At 64.8% G+C, this 18,999-nt stretch carries 20 protein-coding genes; 16 read left to right on the top strand and 4 right to left on the bottom strand.

The genetic code is table 11. The annotated features are described in order from the left end of the window. The coding region (locus tag RB2654_RS05285) for an AAA family ATPase (protein WP_008329292.1) at nucleotides 1–908 on the bottom strand (908 nt) is incomplete at its 3' end. Nucleotides 909–1,173: 265 nt separating this feature from the next. Between RB2654_RS05285 and RB2654_RS05290 the strand changes: the two genes are divergently transcribed. The 9 genes from RB2654_RS05290 (at nucleotide 1,174) to RB2654_RS05330 (ending at nucleotide 11,212) form a co-directional block, all read left to right on the top strand. Then, nucleotides 1,174–2,196, top strand: a complete 1,023-nt coding sequence (locus RB2654_RS05290) for a glycosyltransferase family 2 protein (RefSeq protein WP_008329294.1) — start codon at nucleotides 1,174–1,176, stop codon at nucleotides 2,194–2,196. Continuing rightward, complete coding sequence (locus RB2654_RS05295) at nucleotides 2,193–2,858, top strand: sulfotransferase (RefSeq protein ID WP_008329295.1); 666 nt, start codon at nucleotides 2,193–2,195, stop codon at nucleotides 2,856–2,858. The genes RB2654_RS05290 and RB2654_RS05295 overlap by 4 nt, the downstream gene beginning before the upstream one ends. Next, nucleotides 2,855–5,197 carry a glycosyltransferase family 2 protein gene (locus RB2654_RS05300; protein WP_008329298.1) on the top strand — a complete coding sequence of 781 codons (2,343 nt, stop codon included), beginning with the start codon at nucleotides 2,855–2,857 and terminating at the stop codon, nucleotides 5,195–5,197. The genes RB2654_RS05295 and RB2654_RS05300 overlap by 4 nt, the downstream gene beginning before the upstream one ends. Before the next feature lie 63 nt (nucleotides 5,198–5,260). Continuing rightward, complete coding sequence (locus RB2654_RS05305) at nucleotides 5,261–6,016, top strand: FkbM family methyltransferase (protein ID WP_008329300.1); 756 nt, start codon at nucleotides 5,261–5,263, stop codon at nucleotides 6,014–6,016. Next, nucleotides 6,016–7,065, top strand: a complete 1,050-nt coding sequence (locus tag RB2654_RS05310) for a glycosyltransferase family 2 protein (RefSeq protein WP_008329301.1) — start codon at nucleotides 6,016–6,018, stop codon at nucleotides 7,063–7,065. The genes RB2654_RS05305 and RB2654_RS05310 overlap by 1 nt, the downstream gene beginning before the upstream one ends. Nucleotides 7,066–7,277: 212 nt before the next feature. Then, on the top strand, nucleotides 7,278–8,315 hold the full coding sequence (pyrC, locus tag RB2654_RS05315) for a dihydroorotase (RefSeq protein WP_008329302.1): 1,038 nt from the start codon (nucleotides 7,278–7,280) through the stop codon (nucleotides 8,313–8,315). Between the two features lie 12 nt (nucleotides 8,316–8,327). Beyond that, nucleotides 8,328–9,008 (top strand): orotate phosphoribosyltransferase, encoded by a 681-nt coding sequence (locus RB2654_RS05320; RefSeq protein ID WP_008329303.1) that lies wholly within the window; start codon nucleotides 8,328–8,330, stop codon nucleotides 9,006–9,008. Between the two features lie 223 nt (nucleotides 9,009–9,231). Then, entirely contained in the window at nucleotides 9,232–10,734 is a 1,503-nt protein-coding gene (locus tag RB2654_RS05325) for a replicative DNA helicase (protein ID WP_008329304.1), read from the top strand. Nucleotides 10,735–10,738: 4 nt separating this feature from the next. Further along, on the top strand, nucleotides 10,739–11,212 hold the full coding sequence (locus RB2654_RS05330; protein ID WP_008329311.1) for an NYN domain-containing protein: 474 nt from the start codon (nucleotides 10,739–10,741) through the stop codon (nucleotides 11,210–11,212). Nucleotides 11,213–11,222: 10 nt separating this feature from the next. Here RB2654_RS05330 and RB2654_RS05335 read toward each other — a convergent pair whose 3' ends face one another. Next, entirely contained in the window at nucleotides 11,223–11,639 is a 417-nt protein-coding gene (locus RB2654_RS05335) for a DUF6314 family protein (RefSeq protein WP_008329312.1), read from the bottom strand. Nucleotides 11,640–11,710: 71 nt separating this feature from the next. Here RB2654_RS05335 and purB point away from each other — a divergent pair, with 71 nt between their 5' ends. From purB to RB2654_RS05360, 7 genes are all read left to right on the top strand, one after another. Continuing rightward, nucleotides 11,711–13,015, top strand: a complete 1,305-nt coding sequence (purB, locus tag RB2654_RS05340; RefSeq protein WP_008329313.1) for an adenylosuccinate lyase — start codon at nucleotides 11,711–11,713, stop codon at nucleotides 13,013–13,015. A 69-nt stretch (nucleotides 13,016–13,084) separates the two neighbouring features. Further along, a complete protein-coding gene (locus RB2654_RS23185) occupies nucleotides 13,085–13,243 on the top strand; it encodes a hypothetical protein (RefSeq protein ID WP_008329314.1) in 159 nt (52 codons plus the stop codon). A gap of 79 nt (nucleotides 13,244–13,322) precedes the next feature. Further along, nucleotides 13,323–13,481 (top strand): hypothetical protein, encoded by a 159-nt coding sequence (locus RB2654_RS23340; RefSeq protein ID WP_008329315.1) that lies wholly within the window; start codon nucleotides 13,323–13,325, stop codon nucleotides 13,479–13,481. An 84-nt stretch (nucleotides 13,482–13,565) separates the two neighbouring features. Beyond that, the gene (locus tag RB2654_RS05345; protein WP_008329317.1) at nucleotides 13,566–14,099 is read left to right on the top strand and encodes a tetratricopeptide repeat protein; all 534 of its coding nucleotides are present in this window, start codon (nucleotides 13,566–13,568) and stop codon (nucleotides 14,097–14,099) included. 66 nt (nucleotides 14,100–14,165) lie between these two features. Beyond that, complete coding sequence (locus tag RB2654_RS05350; protein WP_235889158.1) at nucleotides 14,166–15,215, top strand: flagellar motor switch protein FliG; 1,050 nt, start codon at nucleotides 14,166–14,168, stop codon at nucleotides 15,213–15,215. Between the two features lie 109 nt (nucleotides 15,216–15,324). Next, complete coding sequence (locus RB2654_RS05355) at nucleotides 15,325–16,215, top strand: DMT family transporter (RefSeq protein ID WP_246146592.1); 891 nt, start codon at nucleotides 15,325–15,327, stop codon at nucleotides 16,213–16,215. 44 nt (nucleotides 16,216–16,259) lie between these two features. Continuing rightward, nucleotides 16,260–17,132 (top strand): DMT family transporter, encoded by an 873-nt coding sequence (locus RB2654_RS05360; protein ID WP_008329320.1) that lies wholly within the window; start codon nucleotides 16,260–16,262, stop codon nucleotides 17,130–17,132. An 8-nt stretch (nucleotides 17,133–17,140) separates the two neighbouring features. Here RB2654_RS05360 and RB2654_RS05365 read toward each other — a convergent pair whose 3' ends face one another. Next, nucleotides 17,141–17,917, bottom strand: a complete 777-nt coding sequence (locus RB2654_RS05365; protein WP_008329321.1) for a glutathione S-transferase family protein — start codon at nucleotides 17,915–17,917, stop codon at nucleotides 17,141–17,143. Between the two features lie 108 nt (nucleotides 17,918–18,025). Continuing rightward, nucleotides 18,026–18,736 (bottom strand): DUF1223 domain-containing protein, encoded by a 711-nt coding sequence (locus tag RB2654_RS05370; protein WP_008329322.1) that lies wholly within the window; start codon nucleotides 18,734–18,736, stop codon nucleotides 18,026–18,028. Between the last annotated feature and the right edge of the window lie 263 nt (nucleotides 18,737–18,999).

Genomic DNA, 18,999 nt, shown 5'->3' on the forward strand with positions numbered 1-18,999 from the left:
GCGGTCTCGAGGGCCTGACGGGATTCTTCGAGCAGGCGCGTGGCCTCGGAGCCTGCGAGGCGTTGGATGTCGTCCTGGTATTTCAGGATCGCGCCGAGCGTGTCGGCGATGACGGCGGGCGAGAGGTCGATGACATCGAGGGCGAGCAGGCATTTGGCCCAGTCGATCGTCTCGGCCACCCCCGGTTTCTTGAACAGGTCTTCCGTGCGCAGGCGCTGGACGAAGGCGATGATCTCGCGCGACAGGCGCTCGGAGGCTTCGGGGGCGCGGGCGGTGAGGATTTCCATTTCCCGGTCGAAGGACGGGTAGTCGACCCAGTGATAGAGGCAGCGGCGCTTGAGCGCGTCATGCACCTCGCGCGTGCGGTTGGAGGTCAGGATCACGATGGGCGGTTCGGGCGCCTTGATCGTGCCGAGTTCGGGGATCGTCACCTGAAAATCGCTGAGGGCTTCCAACAGGAACGCCTCGAACGGCTCGTCGGTGCGGTCGAGCTCGTCGATCAGCAGCACCGGTGCGCCGCCGGGTTGGGGCGACATGGCTTCGAGCAGCGGGCGGCGGATCAGGTAGCGGTCGGAAAACAGCTCGTCCGTCAGCGCCTCGCGGTCGGTGCCTTCGGTCACTTCGGCGGTGCGGATCGCGACCATCTGGGCCGGGAAGTTCCATTCGTAGACCGCAGAGGCGGCGTCGAGGCCTTCGTAGCACTGAAGCCGGATCAGGCGGCGGCCCAGAGCGGCGGCCAGCGCCTTGGCAAGTTCCGTCTTGCCCACCCCCGCCTCGCCTTCGAGAAAGAGCGGGCGCCCCAGCTTGAGGGCGAGAAAGGTCACGGTGGCGAGCGCCCGGCCCACCACGTAGTTCTCGCCCGACAGCATCTCTTCGACCCCGTCGATATCCTCGGGTACCTGCGTCATCCGCTCCTCCTCAAACTCGGCTCATGGAATATGTCTCGCACGAAAGGGTCAAGGGCGGCACGCCCCCTGCCCTCGTCAATTGGTCGTAGGCGCTGTCACGGATTCGCGACGCCCGAATGGACCGTCTTGTGAAAAAGTTGACGATTTTGGCGCAGTTTGCGCATACTACGGGCAACGACAACGCGGGGCAGACCGGATCAATCCGGCACGAGCGAGCAGGCGGACAGATGGCACAGCTTCCCGAAATCCGGTCGGAGGCGCGGTGATGCGGATCACCGCCGTCACCTGCGTGAAGAACGAAGGTCCGTTCCTGATCGAATGGATCGCCTTCAACCGCGTGATCGGGGTGACGGATCACCTGTTCTACTCGAACGATTGCGACGACGGGACCGATGCGATGCTGGATGCGCTGGCCGCGCGCGGGATCGTGGAGCATCTGCCCAACCCCGCCCAAGGGCGCAATTACCAGATGGAAGCCCTGAAACACGCCGCACGCCAGCCCGTCGTGACCGGGGCCGACTGGACCTGGATCGCGGATGTGGACGAGTTTCTGAACATCCACGTGGGCGACGGGACCATCCCGGAATTGATCGAGGCCTGCGGCGACCCCCATGCGATTTCGGTGACGTTTCAGTTCATGGCGAACGGCGGGATCGAGACCTATGAGGATCGCCCGGTGATCGAACAGTTCACCTATACCCACAACCCCGACATCTGGTGCGACGAGCTGGCGCAAGAGGTCAAGACCCTGACGCGCCACGATTTTCCGGTGCAGTACTTCGGCGCGCACCGTCCCTTTATGAAGGGCGGGATCACGAAGGCGACGCGACCGGGCTGGACCGATGGATCGGGCCGCGACGTGCCGTGGAAGTTCCGCACCGCGGCCAACAAGAACCGCAAACGCAAGTTTCCGGCAAAAGGCGCGCGGGCGTTCGCGACGCTCAATCACTATGCGCTTCGCTCGCTGGACAGTTACCTCGTCAAGAACGACCGGGGCGACGTGAACCGGGAAAACCGGGAGTTCGACGACAGCTACTGGCGCGAACGCAACGATGCGGCGTGGGAGGAACGCTCGATCCTGCGCTATCTGCCGCGCCTCAGGGCCGAGATGGCCGCGCTGATGTCAGACCCCGAGATCGCCGATCTGCACGCCGCCGCCTGCGCCGCGCACCGGGCCAAGCGCGACAAGCTGATCGCGCAACCCGGCTATCAGGATCTGCGCGCGCGTCTGCTGGCGGCCCCGCAGGAAAGCCCCGCCGAAATCGCGTTGATGGAGCTGATCGCGTGAGTGTGCCCAAGATCATCAACCTCGGGCTGCCCAAGTCGGGCACGACGACGCTCGCCACCGCCTTTGCCGAGGCTGGGTTGCGCGTTGCCGATTGGATGGCGCGGGACGAAAAGGGCGACAAGATGGGGTTCGTCGGTCGGCTCATGTATCTGGGCTATTTCGAGACCGGCGATCCGTTGTCCGCCATGCCCGATTTCGACGCCTATACCGAGATTTCCGTGGTCCGCCGGGGCCGGAACTTCTGGCCCCAGACCGACTGGGCGATCATCTCCGGCATCCGCGCGCATCATCCCGGCGCGAGGTTCCTGCTCTCGGCCCGCGACCCCGAGAAACATGCCGACAGCATCCGGCGCTGGTCGAACCTCGGCAAGACCCGGCTGCCCGCGAACCATGTGCCGGGCCTGCCGCAGTTCCACGGTCAGAATCCCGGCGAGATCGAACGCTGGATCGAGAGCCACATCAAGTTCTGCCGCCATGTCTTCGACGGGGCCGACGATTTTCTGGAGTTCGACATCGAAGACCCCGAGGCCGCCGACAAGATCGCCCGGTTCACCGGCGTCGATCTGCCGTGGTGGGGCAAGGCGAACGAGAACGAAAACCACAAGCCGCGCGACGAGGACGACGAAGACAGCGACCTCGAATCCGAGGATGGCGTGTCATGAGGATCGTCCTTCATATCGGCCTGCCGGTCTGCGGCGCGGACCGGCTTCAGTCGGTGCTCGACGACAAGCGCGGCGCGCTCGCCAAGGCGGGGGTGCTCTATTCCGGTCTCGGGCGGCTCAACCACACCAAGCTTTACATGGCCGTCAGCGACCCCGGCCATATCGACCCGCTGCGCTTTGCCCGTGGCTTTGCCTCGTCCAGAACGCAGGAGGCGCTGCGCGATCGCGTGGCCGAAGACCTCGCCGCCGAGGTGAAGCGGGCTGCGCCGGATGTGCTGGTCCTGTCCGCACTGCAACTGTCGACCCTGCCCAATGCAGGCGAATTGCGCCGTCTGCGCGCCCTGCTCGCCCCGCTATCGGACGAGATCGAGGTGGTCGCCCATGTGGACGAACAGGCCCGAATGCTCGTGCGCCACTACGAGGCTGCGGTGCTGGACGGGCGGCGCGCGGATCTGGGTCAGGAACTGGGCCTGATCGGCACTTCCGACTGGCGCAAGGCCGCGCTGGCCGATTGGGGCAGGATCGACCCGATGCAGAACGGCTTTCCCGAGGTGCAGGCGGCGCCCCACTGGCTCGACCTGCCCGCGCTCACGGCGCATTGGCAGGGTGTTTTCGGCCCCGGCCGGATGCGGCTGCGTCCCTATGACGAAGAGCTCTTCGCCTCGGACCGCGTGACCGAAGAACTCGCGGCCATGATCGGCGTCGACCTGCCGCTGGGCAAGGCGGACCCGGCCCCGGTGCCGCCACGGCCCTCGGCCGAAACCATCGCCAGAGGGCGCGCTTTGAACCTCGTCTTTGAGAAGCTGATGGCACAGGGGCGGATCATCCCGCGCCAACTTCAATCCCGGTTCATGGAAGAGGTGTCGATCGACGGGTCACCGATCGGCGCCGGCGCGCTCACCGCGCTGTCCGAACATTTCGCGCCGGCCAATGCCGCGCTGGCAGAAGCCCGGCCGGAAATCGAAGCGGCCCTTCGCCCGGAGATGCCCGACGAACCCTGGAGCGAGGCCGAGGTCACGCATGGCTTTCGCGCGACCCAATATGCCGCCGCTGCGCTGCCCCGGATCGACATGGTGACGGCCGAGTTGCGCCGCCGCCAGCAGGAAGCGCAGAAGGCCCACATCAACGGCACCGAGATGTCGCAGCCCGACAAGCTGTCGGCCACCGCCGAGAAACTCATGTCGCCCCGCGCCAAGGAGAATTTCCACCACCTGCGCACGGGCCGCTTTGCCCCGCACAACCGACTCGGCCGCGTGAACGAAGAAGAAATCGCGGCGGCCTTCACCGAGGTCGCCCCCCGCACCCTGCCCGAAGGCCGCTCCGGCAACGTCATCGTCGGCTGCATGAAGAACGAAGCGCCCTATATCCTCGAATGGGTCGCCTATCACCGTATGATCGGCGTCGACAACTTCCTGATCTACACGAACGACTGCACCGACGGGACCGACGCGCTTCTCGACCGGTTGCAGGAAATGGGCGTGCTCCAGCACCGCGACAATACCGAGTGGAAGGGCAACTCCCCCCAGCAATACGCGCTGAACAAATCGCTCAAGGAACCGGTCATCAAGAACGCCGACTGGGTGATCCACATCGACGTGGACGAGTTCATCAACATCCGCTGCGGCAACGGGCGGCTGGAGGATTTCTTCGAACGCGTCCCCGACGCCACCAACGTCGCGATGACCTGGCGGCTGTTTGGCCACAACGGCGTGACCGAATTGAACCGCGATCTGGTGATCGAACAGTTCGACGACGCCGCCCCGAAATACTGCCCCAAGCCCCACACGGCCTGGGGATTCAAGACGATGACCAAGAACATCGGGGCTTATGAGAAGTTTTCCTGCCACCGCCCCAACAAGCTGGACGAAACCCTGCGCGACCGGGTGCAGTGGGTGAACGGCTCCGGTCAGGTGATGACAGACAAGTACAAGGACAACGGCTGGCGCTCGGACCTCAAGACCATCGGCTACGATCTTTTGCAGCTCAATCACTACGCGCTCAGATCCGCCGAAAGCTTCCTCATCAAACGCCAGCGCGGGCGCGCGCTGCACGTCGACCGCTCCATCGGCATCAACTACTGGGTGCGGATGGACTGGGGCGGCAACCGGGATGTCACGATCAAGCGCAACGTGCCGCGTGTCCGGGCCGAGATGGAGCGGCTTCTGGCCGACCCCACGCTCAGGCGCATACATGACGAAGGATATGCCTGGCACCGCGCCAAGGCCGACGAATTGCACGAGACGCCGGAGTTTCAGGAGCTTTACGCGCAGGCCCTCGAAACCAAACTCACCGAGATGGAGCGTGTGGCCTTCGCCCTCGCTCTGGATATGGAAAGCTGAGGTGCCGCAAGAGCACCAGCCGACGAAAGCGGGAGAGTCCGCAGTCAGATCAGGAGCAGTCACATGGCGCTTGCACAGGACCGGGCCTTTCAGATGAAGGTCAAACCCAAGACACCGATGCCAGAGGCGGAGGACGGCGGCGAGGACATGATCCGTTGCCGGGGCCTGAGGTTTCCCGACCGCCCCGAAATCCTCGCCCCCCGCCTGCGCCGTGCGCTGAGGCGCAACAATTACGAGCGCACCGAAGCGGATGCCGCCCGCAGTCAGGTCACTGCCGACGACGTTGTGCTGGAACTGGGCGGCGGCATCGGCTTCATGTCCTCGGTCATGGCCCGCAACTGCAAGGCAAGCCACGTCCACGTGTTCGAGCCGAACCCGGATGCCGTCGCCTATATGCGCGACGTCCACGCGCTGAACGGGATCACGAACGCGACCGTCGTTAACGCCATCGTCGGCCCGAAAAAGGGCAAGGCCACATTCTACCAGCGCGAGAACCTTCTGACCTCATCGCTTGAGGCGAACCCGGCGAAACTCGACGTGCCGGTGGTGGCCGAGCACGACATCGAGGTGCTGAACATCAACACGGTGTGGAAGGATCTGAAGCCCACCGTTCTGGTCTGCGACATCGAAGGCGCCGAAGCGGACCTGTTCGACAAGGCGACGCTCTCCGGCATCCGTCTCGCCATCATCGAGGTGCATCCGCAGTGGATCGGGGAAACGGGCGTGCGCGCCGTGTTCGACGCGATGCACCGCAACGGGCTGACCTATTTCCCGAAAGCCTCGGTCGCCAAGGTTCTGGTCTTCAAGAAAGATTTCTGATGCGCTTCACCGCCGTCCTGACGGTCCGAAACGAAGCCGCGTTCCTGATCGAATGGGTCGCGCATCATCTGGGCATCGGGTTCACCGACCTCGTGGTGCTGTCCAACGACTGCGAAGACGGCACCGACACAATGCTCGACCGGCTGGCCGAGGTCGCCCCCGTCCACCATGTGCGCAACGACGGCCCGCACGAAGGCGGCATCCAGTTCGCCGCGCTGAAACTCGCCGACAAACACCCCGCCGTCACCGGCGCCGACTGGCTCTGCGCGCTGGACGTGGATGAATTCGTCAACATCCACACCGGCGACCACAGGCTCGCCGCCCTCCTCGCCGCCCTCCCGGATGCCGACGCGATCACCCTCACCTGGCGGCTTTTCGGCAATGGCGGCGTCGTGCGGTTCGAGGATTTGCCAGTGACGGCACAATTCACCCGCGCCGCCCCCGAAATCATGTACTGGCCATGGCGCGCGAGCATGTTCAAGACGCTCTATCGCAACGACGGCGCCTACGCCAAACTCGGCGTCCACCGCCCCCGCGCCCCCGGCCCCAAGGCCGATGACGCGCGCTGGTTCGACGGCGAGGGCCGCGACCTGGGCCCGCGCTTTCGCAAGGGTCCGATCTTCTCGCCCTATGGCCGCCCGAACTACGGCCTCGTCCAACTGAACCACTACCCATTGGGCGCGATGGAAAGCTACATCCTCAAACGCGACCGGGGCCGCGCGGTCCATGAGGGCGACGCGCTCGGCCTCGACTACTGGACTGAGCGCAACTGGGTCTCCGAAGACGACACCTCGATCCGCCAGTCCGACGCCCTGCGCGACCCGTGGCTCGACCGCCTCATGGGCGACGCGCGACTGGCCGAGTTTCACGCCGAGGCTGTGCTCTGGCGGCGCCAACGGTTCGACGCCCTCATGCTCGAAGAACCGAACCGCGCCCTCATGGGCCGCCTGATGATGAGCCCCCCGGCCCGCCCGCTTTCGATGGAGGCCGCGCGTTTCCTCATCACCTACGGCCAGCGCGACGCCCAGCGGACCACCAACACCGCCTGATCTTCTCTGTTTCCAAAAACCTTCGGGGGTCGGACGTGTTTGCCCCGCAAACGCGTCCAAGGGGGCAGACAGCCCCCTTTCCGTCCCCGCCACCCCGCACCACCGCCCGAGGTCCGCACCCCACAGCGCGGCGAAGCCGCGCCCGCCGCGACCTGCGCAGCAGGGCGTAAAACCTCTGGCGAAGCCAGCGCCGACAGGCTAATCCCCCCCGCATGACCCAGAGCCTCACGATCCGCCGCCCCGACGACTGGCACCTGCACCTGCGCGACGGCGCGATGCTCGCAGCCGTCCTGCCCGAAACCGCCCGCCATTTCGGCCGCGCCATCGTGATGCCCAACCTCGTGCCCCCCGTCGTGACCGGCGACGATGCCGCCGCTTACCGCACCCGGATCATGGCCGCCTTGCCCGCAGGCATGACCTTCGAGCCGCTCATGACGCTTTACATGACCGAAGACACCGATGCCGAAGACGTGCGCCGCGCCGCCGCCTCGGGCCTCGTCACGGCGGTCAAGCTTTATCCCGCTGGCGCGACCACCAACTCCGCCTCGGGCGTGCGTGATTTCGACAAGGTGCGCGGCGTGCTGGACGTGATGGCCGAGATCGGCCTGCCGCTTTGCGTCCACGGCGAAGTCACCGACGCCGAGATCGACATTTTCGACCGCGAAGCGGTGTTCATCGACCGCGTGCTCGACCCGATCCGCCGCGCCACCCCCGGCCTCAAGGTGGTGATGGAGCACATAACGACCGCGCAGGCCGCGCAATATGTGCAGGCGGGTGACGACAGCTTGGCGGCCACGATCACCGTCCAGCACCTCATGCTCGACCGCAACGACATGCTGGTGGGCGGGATGCGCCCGCATTACTACTGCCTGCCGATCCTCAAACGCCGCGACCACCGCGAGGCGCTGGTGAAACTCGCCACCTCCGGCTTTTCCCGCACCTTCCTCGGCACCGACAGCGCCCCGCATCCGACACACAAGAAAGAGGCCGAGTGCTGCGCGGCGGGCGCCTTCACCGCGCCGATCGCGCTGTCCTGCATCGCCGAAGTATTCGAAGCTCATGGCGCGCTCAATCGTTTCGAAGCCTTCGTCTCGCTCAACGGCCCGGCCTTCTACGGCCTGCCTGTGTCGGACGATACGCTGACCCTCACCAAGGGCGATCCCCTTGATCTTCCGACCAAAATCACCGCTGGCCCCGACACCGTGACGGTGTTCGATCCGGGCCGGCCGCTGCATTGGTCCGTGGCATAACAGGAGCATCCGATGATCCCCACCTCGTTTCCCGACAAGGCCGAAATCGCCCGCCTGACCGCCCGGATGCTGCTGGAAATCGGCGCGGTGAACTTCCGCCCCGAGGATCCGTTCATCCTCGCCTCCGGGCTGCCCAGCCCGACCTATATCGACTGCCGCAAGCTGATCTCCTACCCCCGCATCCGCTCGACGCTGATGGATTTTCTCGCCGTCACGGTGATGCGCGATGCAGGCTTCGAGGCCTTCGACAACATCGCGGGCGGTGAGACCGCGGGCATCCCCTTCGCCGCGCTGGTGGCCGAACGCCTCGCCCTGCCGATGACCTATGTGCGCAAAAAGCCAAAAGGCTACGGCAAGAACGCCCGGATCGAAGGCGCGATGAGCGAGGGCGAGCGGGTGCTGCTGGTCGAAGACCTCACCACCGACGGCGGCTCGAAGCTGTCCTTCGTCGACGCGATCCGCGAAACCGGGGCGACCTGCGGCCATACGGCGGTGATCTTCTACTACGGCATCTTCCCCGAGACCGAAAAGACGCTGGGCGATCACGGCGTTCAGCTCCACCACCTCTGCACGTGGTGGGACGTTCTGGCCGAGGCGAAATCCTCCGGCAGCTTCGCGCCCGAGACGCTGACCGAGGTCGAAGCCTTCCTGAACGCGCCGCGCGACTGGCAGGAGAAAAATAAGCGGGGATAGAACTGTGGATCGTTTCGTCGGGCTTGTGGACGACTCCGTGTTCGTCCGCTTACCGTGAAACAAGATATAGATATCGCGGCGCGGCGTGCTACACTGGGCGGTATGCGGTTGGGCGATTTGGCAGGTGGTCGCGGATATGCACAGGGTTATCCGCAGACTTCTTAAGGCCTAGCCTCAAGAACCGCTCTTAAGCTATTCCCACTGAACGCTTTTGGGGGAAATCATGAATCAGGTGTCACCGTTCCGGCCGGGCGAGCCGGCGGACGGAAAAGACGACGCGACGGACAGCGTCCCGCATAATATCGAGGCCGAACAGCAGCTTCTCGGCGCGATTCTGACGAACAACGAGGTCTATGACCGCGTGGCGCAGATCGTGCGGCCCGAGCACTTCTACGAACCCGTGCATCGGCGCATCTACGACATCGCCGAACAGCGCATCTCGAAGAACGCGCTTGCCTCGCCGGTGACGATCAAGGCGTTCATGGAGGATGACGAGGGGCTCAAGGAACTGGGCGGCCCCGCCTATCTCGCGCGCCTCGCCGGTGCCGCGATCTCGTCCTTCGCCGCGCGCGACTATGCGCAGCTGATCTACGAAATGCACCAGCGCCGCGAGTTGATCCGCCTCGGCGCCGACATCGCCGCGCGGGCGGTGCGGTTCGAGAAGGACAACGAGCCGGGCGAGCAGATCGTCGCCGCCGAACAGTCGCTTTATAAGCTGGCCGAGACCGGCAAGACCTCATCCGGTTTCGTAAGCTTCCTGTCCGCCGTCACCGATGCGGTGCAGGTCGCCAACGCCGCCTATCAGCGCGACGGGGGCCTTGCGGGTATCTCGACGGGCCTCACCGACATGGACAAGAAGCTGGGCGGGCTGCACCCCTCGGACCTTCTGATCCTCGCCGGTCGTCCGTCGATGGGGAAAACCTCGCTCGCCACCAACATCGCGTTCAACATCGCCAAGGCCTATAAGAAGGGCAAGAAGCCCGACGGCTCCGAAGGCGCGATTTCCGGCGGAGTCGTCGGCTTCTACTCCCTCGAAATGAGCGCCGAGCAGCTCGCTGCCCGTATCCTGTCCGAGGCCTCCGAAGTCCCGTCCGAGCAGATCCGGCGCGGCGACATGACCGAGGCCGAGTTCCGGCGCTTCGTCGATGCCGCCAAGGCGCTGGAAAGCTGCCCGCTTTACATCGACGACACGCCCGCGCTCCCCATCGCTCAGTTGGCCGCCCGTGCGCGGCGCTTGAAGCGCGAGCATGGGCTCGACGTGCTGATGGTCGACTACCTCCAGCTCGTGCGCGGCACCGCCGAGAACCGGGTGAACGAAATCGCCGAGATTTCGATGGGGCTGAAGGCGATCGCCAAGGAACTCAACATCCCGGTCATCGCGCTGTCGCAGTTGTCGCGTCAGGTGGAAAGCCGCGACGACAAGCGCCCGCAGCTTTCGGACCTGCGCGAATCCGGCTCGATCGAGCAGGACGCCGACGTCGTCATGTTCGTGTTCCGCGAAGAATACTATGCCGAGCGCGAAAAGCCCTCCGACGACCGGCTCGACGAAATGGCGGCCTGGCAGGAACGGATGGAGCGTCTGCACGGCAAGGCCGAGGTCATCATCGGCAAGCAGCGTCACGGCCCCATCGGCACGGTCGAACTGAGCTTCGAGGGCCGCTTCACCCGCTTCGGCAACCTCGTGCAGCCGTGGCAACAGGGCGGCGGCGGGCCGGACGGCTACTAAGCCCATGTCGCCCCTCGCCATTGGGGTCTTCGTCCTCGGACTTCTCATCGGCGCACTCGTCCTGCGGGTGCGCCGTTCGCGTCGCCCGGCCGTATTGGTCGACGGATCGAACGTCATGTATTGGCGCGGCGAGACGCCGGACATCCGCACCGTTCGGCAGGTCATCAAGCGGCTCGAAGCGGACGGGTTTCGCCCCGGCGTGATGTTCGATGCCAACGCAGGCTATCTGCTGTTCGGGCGCTACACGCATGATCGCGCCTTCGCCAAGCATCTGAATTTGCCTGAGAAACGTGTGATGGTGGTTCCGAAAGGCACGCAGGCCGACGGTCATTTGCTGCGGGCGGCCGCCGACATGAACGCCCGGATCGTGACGAACGACCGGTTCCGCGATTGGGCCGACCGCTATCCCTTCGTCACCGAAAAGGGTCGGCTCATCCGGGGCGGTTACCGGGGCAACCGGCTCCATCTCAAGACCTGAAGGCTCCGCCTCAGGGCGCGATCCGGAAGAAGTCGCTGACCATGGAATAATCCTTCTGCGGGCCGGTGACCTCCCACGTCGCGCGCCAGTCGGGCCAGAGGGTGAAGTCATAGGCCACGCGGTAATCGTCCGGGTCGCACCAATGCTGCGCGACCGGGGCCTGATCGGGTCCGATCCGGTGAAAGAAGCGCCCGTCCTCGAAGTGGACCTTGACCCCCCCGTCGCCCTGCCGCCACAGGTAGGTGCGGGTCGCGGCGAACGGCGTGCCGCCCTCGAAGGTCAGTTCGCCCACTTCGCGGCAGGTCAGCCCTACGCCGTCCGGCGCGAAGGTCACGACGCCCTCGAACCGGCCCGCCCTGCCCGCCATCCGGTCGTCGATCCGGCGCGCCACGCGCCAGCGGCCCTCGAAGTCGAAAAGCGTTGCCATGCTCACCTTGCCCCTTCCGGAACGTCAGTCTATGACGCGCGCGACCCGCCCACAAACCGAAAGGCCGCCCCATGATCCCGCGTTATGCCCGCAAAGAAATGACCGACATCTGGGAGCCGGCCACCAAGTTCAAGATCTGGTACGAGATCGAGGCCCACGCCTGCGACGCGCAAGCCGACCTTGGCGTGATCCCGCGCGAAAACGCCGATGCGGTCTGGAAGGCCAAGGACGTGGACTTCGACGTGGCCCGGATCGACGAGATCGAAGCGGTCACCAAACATGACGTGATCGCGTTCCTCACCCATCTGGCCGAGCATGTCGGGTCGGACGAGGCGCGCTTCGTCCATCAGGGGATGACGTCCTCGGACGTGCTCGACACCTGCCTCAACGTCCAGCTCGTGCGTGCCGCCGACATCCTGATCGCAGATGTGGAAAAGGTGCTCGCCGCCCTGAAAAAGCGCGCGATGGAGCACAAGATGACCGTCCGCGTCGGCCGCAGCCACGGCATCCATGCCGAGCCGACCACGATGGGCCTGACCTTCGCGCGTTTCTACGCCGAGTTCGACCGCAACCTCGCCCGTCTGAAAGCGGCGCGCGCCGAGGTCGCCACCGGCGCGATTTCCGGCGCGGTCGGCACCTTCGCCAACATCGACCCGGCGGTGGAAGAACACGTCTGCGAAAAGCTGGGCCTCAGCCCCGAACCGATCTCGACGCAGGTGATCCCGCGTGACCGTCACGCCATGTTCTTCGCCACGCTAGGCGTCATCGCCAGTTCCATCGAGAACGTCGCGATCGAGATTCGCCACATGCAGCGCACCGAAGTGCTGGAAGGGGCCGAGTTCTTCTCGATGGGGCAAAAGGGCTCGTCGGCCATGCCGCACAAGAAAAACCCGGTCCTGACCGAGAACCTCACGGGCCTTGCCCGCCTCGTGCGGATGACCGTGATCCCGGCGATGGAGAACGTGGCGCTCTGGCATGAGCGCGACATCTCGCACTCCTCCGTCGAACGCGGGATCGGCCCGGACGCCACCGTTACGCTCGACTTCGCGCTGAACCGTCTTGCGGGCGTGGTCGACAAGATGATCATCTATCCCGAGAACATGCTTGAAAACATGAACAAATTCCCGGGTCTGGTGATGTCGCAGCGCGTGCTTCTGGCGCTGACCCAAGCAGGTGTCAGCCGCGAAGACGCCTATTCCATGGTTCAGCGCAACGCGCTCAAGGTCTGGGAAGAACGCCTCGATTTCCAAGAGCTTCTGCTGGCCGATGACGAGGTCGTGGCGGCACTTGGCGAGGACGGTATCCGCGCCAAGTTCGACATGGATTACCACACCAAGCACGTCGACACGATCTTCAAGCGCGTCTTCGGCGCATGATCGCGGGCGCGTGAAGTCGGGCGGCGAAAAACCGTGATACCCTCCTGTCACTCGAACAGGAGATCATTCATGAACGCCAAGACCTTTTTCGCCGCCGCCTGCCTTGCCCTGTTGCCCGTCACCGGCTTCGCCATGTGCGCGGGCCATGAGGAAACCGCCTCGTCCTGCATGGAAGGCTATTCCTGGGACGCCGAAAAGGGCGCCTGCGTCGAAGTCGTTTCCGGCTGATCGAACACCTGTTGCGCACCGCGTCGCCCGCATGGCTGCGCGGTGTTTCCTCGCGTCCACCCCACCCCGGAGTCCAGCCATGAAAGCCAAGACCCTGCTCGCGTCCGTCATCCTCGCCTTTCTTCCCCTTGCCGCCATCGCGCAGGAAAGCCAGTCCTGCGAAGAGGCCCATGCCAATTGCAAGGAAGGCACGATCTACGACGCGGAAACCAAGGCCTGCGTCGTCGTTTCCAGCTAGTCGGACCTGTGACACCATCGTGACCGGGCTTGCGCGCGGCGCATGTTAGGCTCGTGTCACGGGATTATTTTTTCGGAGTTAGACATGCGTACCACATTCCTCGCGGCCGCCCTTGCCCTGCCCGCCGCGGCCTTCGCCGCCGGGTCGGACAACGACAGCACGCCGACCACGACCGAAACCACCACCCAATGTTCCGAAGGCATGGTGTGGGATGCGAACCTCGGCCAGTGCGTCGCCCCCAAGGAAAGCTCGCTCACCGATGATGCGCTTTACGAGGCCGTGCGCGAACTGGCCTATGCCGGGCGCTATGCCGACACGCTGAACGTGCTGGCCGCCATGTCCGACCAGTCCGACGACCGGGTTCTGACCTATCGCGGTTTCGTCGCGCGGAACACGGGCGATCTCGAGGGGGGCGAAGCGTTCTACCGCGCCGCCATCGAAGCCAACCCCGACAACCTGCTCGCCCGGTCCTACATGGGTCAGGGCTATGTCGTGGAAGGTCGCGTGGACGAGGCCTATGCACAGCTCGTCGAAATCCGCGCGCGGGGCGGCGAAGGCTCCTGGCCCGCACGGGCGCTTGAGACGGCGATCCGCACAGGTGTGACCACCAACTACTGATCCGGCGGAACCAACCGTTAACACCTTGACCCTATGGTTTCCGGGGAACCGGGGAAGAGGTGAGACGTGTCGACGGAGATGGCCCTTTCGGATTTCGGCATGGACCCCATGCCGCTGCGCCGCCTGACCAAGCGTCAGAAGGCGGCCGTCATCGTGCGGCTCCTGCTCGCCGAAGGGATCGAACTGAAACTCGCCGACCTGCCGGAAGAATTGCAGACCGAACTGGCGCAGCAGATGTCGTCGATGCGCTTCATCGACCGGGTGACGCTGAAGTCGGTGGTCGACGAATTCGTCGAGGAAATCGAAAGCGTCGGCCTGTCTTTTCCCGGCGGGCTCGAAGGGGCGCTGAACGTGCTCGACGGCACGATTAGCCCCGCGACCGTCGCGCGCATCCGCAAGGCCAAGGGGTTCAATTTCACGGGCGACCCTTGGGAAACCATCGCCGGGCTGGACCCCTCCCGCCTTCTCCCCGTTCTCGAAGAGGAAAGCGTCGAGGTGGGCGCGGTCCTTTTGTCCAAACTCAAGGTCTCGACCGCCGCCGACCTTTTGGGCCGCCTGCCCGGCCCGCGCGCGCGCAAGCTAGCCTATGCCATATCGCTGACCGGATCGGTCGAACCCGCCGTGGTCGACCGGATCGGGCGCGCCATCGCCGAACAACTCGACGCCCAGCCGCTCAAGGCGTTCAGCGACGGGCCGGTCGAACGGGTCGGCGCGATCCTGAACTTCTCGCCCGCCGCCACCCGCGACGATGTGCTTGAAGGGCTGGATGCCGAGGATCAGGCATTTGCGGAAGAAGTGCGCAAGGCGATCTTCACCTTCGCCAACATTCCCGACCGGATCGACGCGCGCGACGTGCCCAAGATCACGCGCGACGTGGACCCCGCCGTTCTCATCACCGCGCTCGCCGGTGCGATGGGCGGCCCGTTGGCACCCGCGGCGGAATTCATCCTCGGCGCCATGTCGAAACGCATGGCGGATCAGTTGCGCGAAGAGATCGCCAATGTGGGCAAGGTGAAACCGAAGGAGGCGGAGGAGGCGATGGGCACCATCGTCTCGACCATCCGGGAACTGGAGGCGGCGGGCGAGGTTCTGCTGCTGGCGGGCGACGACGACTGACCCGGAACGCCGCGTGCCATGCCGCCGGTAAGCAATGCCCGAGATTGATGGACGCGACCCCACAACGGCCTTATGCCCGGTGGGACCAAACTGCGACCGGACCCTTCCCTTGACCGTCACACCCGCGATGCAGCCCGCCAGCCAACCCGGCAAGGGCATCCTGCTTTATATGGCCGCCTTCTTCTTCATGTCGACGATGGAGCTGATGGCAAAGCTGCTCACGCAGGATCTGCACGTCGCACAGGCGGTCTGGGCGCGCTATGCGGGCCAGACCGTGATCGTCGTCGTCTGGCTGTTCCCGCAACTGGGTCAGGTGGTGCGCACCCGCTATCCCGGCCTGCAATTCGCCCGGTCCGTGCTGCTTCTGATCGGGACCGCCGTGTTTTTCACCGCGCTCACCTATCTCGGGCTGGCCGAGGCATCGGCGGTCATGAACATCAACCCCGTGCTCATCACCGTGGGCGGCGCGATCTTTCTGGGCGAGACCTTCGGGGTGAAACGCGCCTTCGGGGTCGGCGCGGCGCTGATCGGCGCGCTCATCGTGATCCGGCCGGGCACGGACGTCTTTTCGCCCGCGACCCTTCTGCCGCTGATCTCGGCCTCCTGCTACGCCGGGTTCATCCTGCTCACCCGCAAGGTGGGCCATGACGAAGACCCGCGCACATCGCTCCTGTACGCGGCCCTTCTCGGGGCGATCATCACGTCCATCGTCGTGCCGTTCTACTGGCAGACCCCGGATCTGCGGCAGGTCGGCCTCATGTGCGCCATCGGTATCCTCGGCGCATTGGGCCAATTCCTGATGATCCAGTCGGTACGATACGCTGAGGCCAGCGCCATCGCGCCGTTTTCCTACATCGCCCTGCTCGTCGCCGCCTTCTGGGGCTATGTCGCGTTCGGCGACGTTCCCGACCTCGCCACATGGATCGGGGGTGGCATCATCGTGGCCTCGGGCATCTACATCTGGCACCGCGAGCGGTCCGGCTTCGTCCCGATCCGCTGAGACGCCCCGTTGCCAATCCCCGCCCCCGGGCATAGAGCGACGCCATGACCGCGATCGCCTCCCCCCTCAACCAGCCGGGCAAGGGCATCCTGCTTTATATGAGCGGGATCTTCTGCATGGCGACGATGGATCTTCTGGCCAAGATCCTGTCGCAGGAGGTGCATGTCACCCAGACGATCTGGGCGCGCTACGCCGGGCAGACCATCATCGTCACGATCTGGCTCCTGCCCACGCTGAAGACGGTCGCGCGCACCAAATACCCCGGCCTGCAATTCGTGCGCTCCATGTCGCTTCTGATGGGCACCAGCCTGTTCTTCCTGTCGCTCACCTACCTCGGTCTGGCGGAAGCGACGGCGATCATGGACATCAATCCGATCTTCATCACGCTGGGCGCGGCGCTGTTTCTGGGGGAACGCTTCGGGCCGCGCCGGGCCTTCGGCGTAGTCGCGGCACTTGTCGGCGCGCTGGTCATCATCCGACCGGGGACCGAGGTGTTTTCACCGGCAGCCTTTCTGCCCCTGATCGCCGCCACCGGCTATGCCACCTTCATCCTGCTGACACGCAAGGTCGGCCATGACGAAGACCCGCGCACCTCGCTGCTCTATGCCGCCCTGCTCGGCGCCATCGTGACCAGCGTCATCGTGCCGTTTTTCTGGACCGTCCCCGGCCCCAAAGAGATCGCGCTGATGCTGGCCATCGGCGCGCTTGGCGCACTGGGGCAACTGTTCCTGATACAAGCCGTGCGCTTCGCCGAAGCCTCGGCCATCGCGCCGTTTTCCTACGTCGGCCTTCTGATCGCGGCGATCTGGGGCGCGCTGGTGTTCGGCGAATATCCGGACCTCGCCACATGGATCGGCGGGGCGATCATCGTCGCCTCGGGCCTCTACATCTGGCATCGGGAACGGGCGGCGCCCTGAACGCCCGGTCAGACACTGACGATCAACGAGAAATCCGCCTCGGGACCGTCCGGTTTGCGGTTGAACAACCGATCGAGCGATTCCGGCGAGGATGACCGCCGGGTGAGGTTGTTGCGTGGGTCGTATTCGGTTTCGACCCGATGGGTCATCCGCTTGGCCGCGGGACGTTCGGCGATCTGCGCACGCCAGCGCGCCAAGTTCGGAAAATCCTCCGGCGCAAACTCATGCCGCTCAAGGTAAAGCGTCCACGGCCAGATCGCGATATCGGCGATGGAATAGCCGTCGCCCGCGATCCAGTCGCGGCTCGCGAGCCGGTCGTCGAGGTGCCGATAGACGGTTTCCGACTGGTTGCGATAGCGCGCCGCGGAATAGGGTTCCGAGCCATGCTTCACGACGAGGTGGTAGTGGTTGTATTGCCCCAGCATCGGCCCCACCAGCGCGGTTTGCACCATGAGCCAGCGCATCACGTCGCGCCGGGCCGCGCCCGCCGCCGGCAGAAAGTCGGGGCCGTAGGTTTCGGCCAGATAGATCAGGATCGCATTGGATTCGAACAGCGGCTCATCGGCGCCCGGATCAGTCAGGACCGGCACCTTGCCGATCGGGTTCATGGCGAGGAAGTCGGGCTCGAACTGCTCACCACTGAAGACCGCCACGTGTTTCATGGCGTAGTCGAGCCCGAGTTCTTCGAGCAAGAGCCCCACCTTGCGCACATTCGGGCTGCCGGTGCCAAAGAGAATACGCTCGGTCGGGTCCGTCATGTCGTCGTCCTTTTCTGAAAGCCACATAGCGCGCCGCCGACGCGGCGGTGGGCTGTGGCAAAATCCGACGATATTTTCCCGGACGCCAGCAATACGGCCCATTGCTTCAGGCAATGAACGGCTACGGTGATCGCGTCAGTTGATCCGATAGGCGGCCAGCACGCGGCCCGGCCCCGGTTCTTGCAGGATCAGCGCCATCGGCCCATCCCCAGCCATCGCGGTATCGAGTTCGAGCGTTTCGCGGCCGTCCCAGGTCGCGACGCGCTCCCAGTCCGTCACGATGTTCGTGTAGGCAATGGTTTCACCGGCGTTTTCACCATGCTTGATGTCGACGGTTTCCGACGGGTTGAAGCGCACGATATCGACGTTGATCTTGGTGGGCAGCGTCGTGCCGTCTTTGACGAGGCATTTGATCCGCATCTTGCCGTCGACGATCTCGGCCCGGACCTCGACATCCGCAAGCGTCGCTTCATGGGCCTTCATGTAATCGGCGACCCGCATCGGTTTGTAGCCGACCACGTGATCAGTGCCGCCCACGACCATCTGCGGCGTATAGATCGTCGAGGCGCCCGCGACATGGGCATAGGCCTTTTGCCGTGCCGTATGTTCGGGCCGGGCGAACTTGTCCTTCCACCCGATGTAGTCCCAGTAATCCACGTGAAGCGCGAGCGGCAGAACATCGTCGCGCACCGCAAGCTCGGCCAGAAGGGCGTCGGCGGGCGGACAGGAATTGCACCCTTGCGAGGTGAAAAGTTCGATCAGAACAAGCGGTTTCTCGTCTGCATATCCAGCGCCACCCGTAAGCGCCGCGGCTGCAACGAGCCCTGCCCCGATCCAAGATTTCATCACGCGCTCTCCGTCTGTCCGTGCAAAGCGTGATAGACCACCCCCCTCTCACCCGCCAATCAAGGTTTTGAGAGTGTCCTGCAACGTGGCAGATGTGCCATGTCCGCAGGCAGACACCCCGCACCTCGCGACGTGTGTGCAATGGTATACAAAAACTGCCTCTCAAACCCTTGCAGGAATCCCTCTACAGTCTCACATGGAGAGTAAACGTTAACCGGATGCCCCCGTTCGAGGGGCACCGCGTGGTCCAGCGAGAGGAGCCA

The sequence above is a fragment of the Maritimibacter alkaliphilus HTCC2654 genome, from assembly GCF_000152805.1.
Taxonomy (GTDB): domain Bacteria; phylum Pseudomonadota; class Alphaproteobacteria; order Rhodobacterales; family Rhodobacteraceae; genus Maritimibacter; species Maritimibacter alkaliphilus.

What these genes read in the sequence shown, in the direction of transcription:
- RB2654_RS05290 (WP_008329294.1), top strand. Translation starts at nt 1,174, where the DNA reads ATGCGGATCACCGCCGTCACCTGCGTGAAGAACGAAGGTCCGTTCCTG.
- RB2654_RS05300 (WP_008329298.1), top strand. Translation starts at nt 2,855, where the DNA reads ATGAGGATCGTCCTTCATATCGGCCTGCCGGTCTGCGGCGCGGACCGG.
- RB2654_RS05305 (WP_008329300.1), top strand. Translation starts at nt 5,261, where the DNA reads ATGGCGCTTGCACAGGACCGGGCCTTTCAGATGAAGGTCAAACCCAAG.
- RB2654_RS05310 (WP_008329301.1), top strand. Translation starts at nt 6,016, where the DNA reads ATGCGCTTCACCGCCGTCCTGACGGTCCGAAACGAAGCCGCGTTCCTG.
- pyrC (WP_008329302.1), top strand. Translation starts at nt 7,278, where the DNA reads ATGACCCAGAGCCTCACGATCCGCCGCCCCGACGACTGGCACCTGCAC.
- RB2654_RS05320 (WP_008329303.1), top strand. Translation starts at nt 8,328, where the DNA reads ATGATCCCCACCTCGTTTCCCGACAAGGCCGAAATCGCCCGCCTGACC.
- RB2654_RS05325 (WP_008329304.1), top strand. Translation starts at nt 9,232, where the DNA reads ATGAATCAGGTGTCACCGTTCCGGCCGGGCGAGCCGGCGGACGGAAAA.
- RB2654_RS05330 (WP_008329311.1), top strand. Translation starts at nt 10,739, where the DNA reads ATGTCGCCCCTCGCCATTGGGGTCTTCGTCCTCGGACTTCTCATCGGC.
- RB2654_RS05335 (WP_008329312.1), bottom strand. Translation starts at nt 11,639, where the DNA reads ATGGCAACGCTTTTCGACTTCGAGGGCCGCTGGCGCGTGGCGCGCCGG.
- purB (WP_008329313.1), top strand. Translation starts at nt 11,711, where the DNA reads ATGATCCCGCGTTATGCCCGCAAAGAAATGACCGACATCTGGGAGCCG.
- RB2654_RS23185 (WP_008329314.1), top strand. Translation starts at nt 13,085, where the DNA reads ATGAACGCCAAGACCTTTTTCGCCGCCGCCTGCCTTGCCCTGTTGCCC.
- RB2654_RS23340 (WP_008329315.1), top strand. Translation starts at nt 13,323, where the DNA reads ATGAAAGCCAAGACCCTGCTCGCGTCCGTCATCCTCGCCTTTCTTCCC.
- RB2654_RS05345 (WP_008329317.1), top strand. Translation starts at nt 13,566, where the DNA reads ATGCGTACCACATTCCTCGCGGCCGCCCTTGCCCTGCCCGCCGCGGCC.
- RB2654_RS05360 (WP_008329320.1), top strand. Translation starts at nt 16,260, where the DNA reads ATGACCGCGATCGCCTCCCCCCTCAACCAGCCGGGCAAGGGCATCCTG.
- RB2654_RS05365 (WP_008329321.1), bottom strand. Translation starts at nt 17,917, where the DNA reads ATGTGGCTTTCAGAAAAGGACGACGACATGACGGACCCGACCGAGCGT.
- RB2654_RS05370 (WP_008329322.1), bottom strand. Translation starts at nt 18,736, where the DNA reads ATGAAATCTTGGATCGGGGCAGGGCTCGTTGCAGCCGCGGCGCTTACG.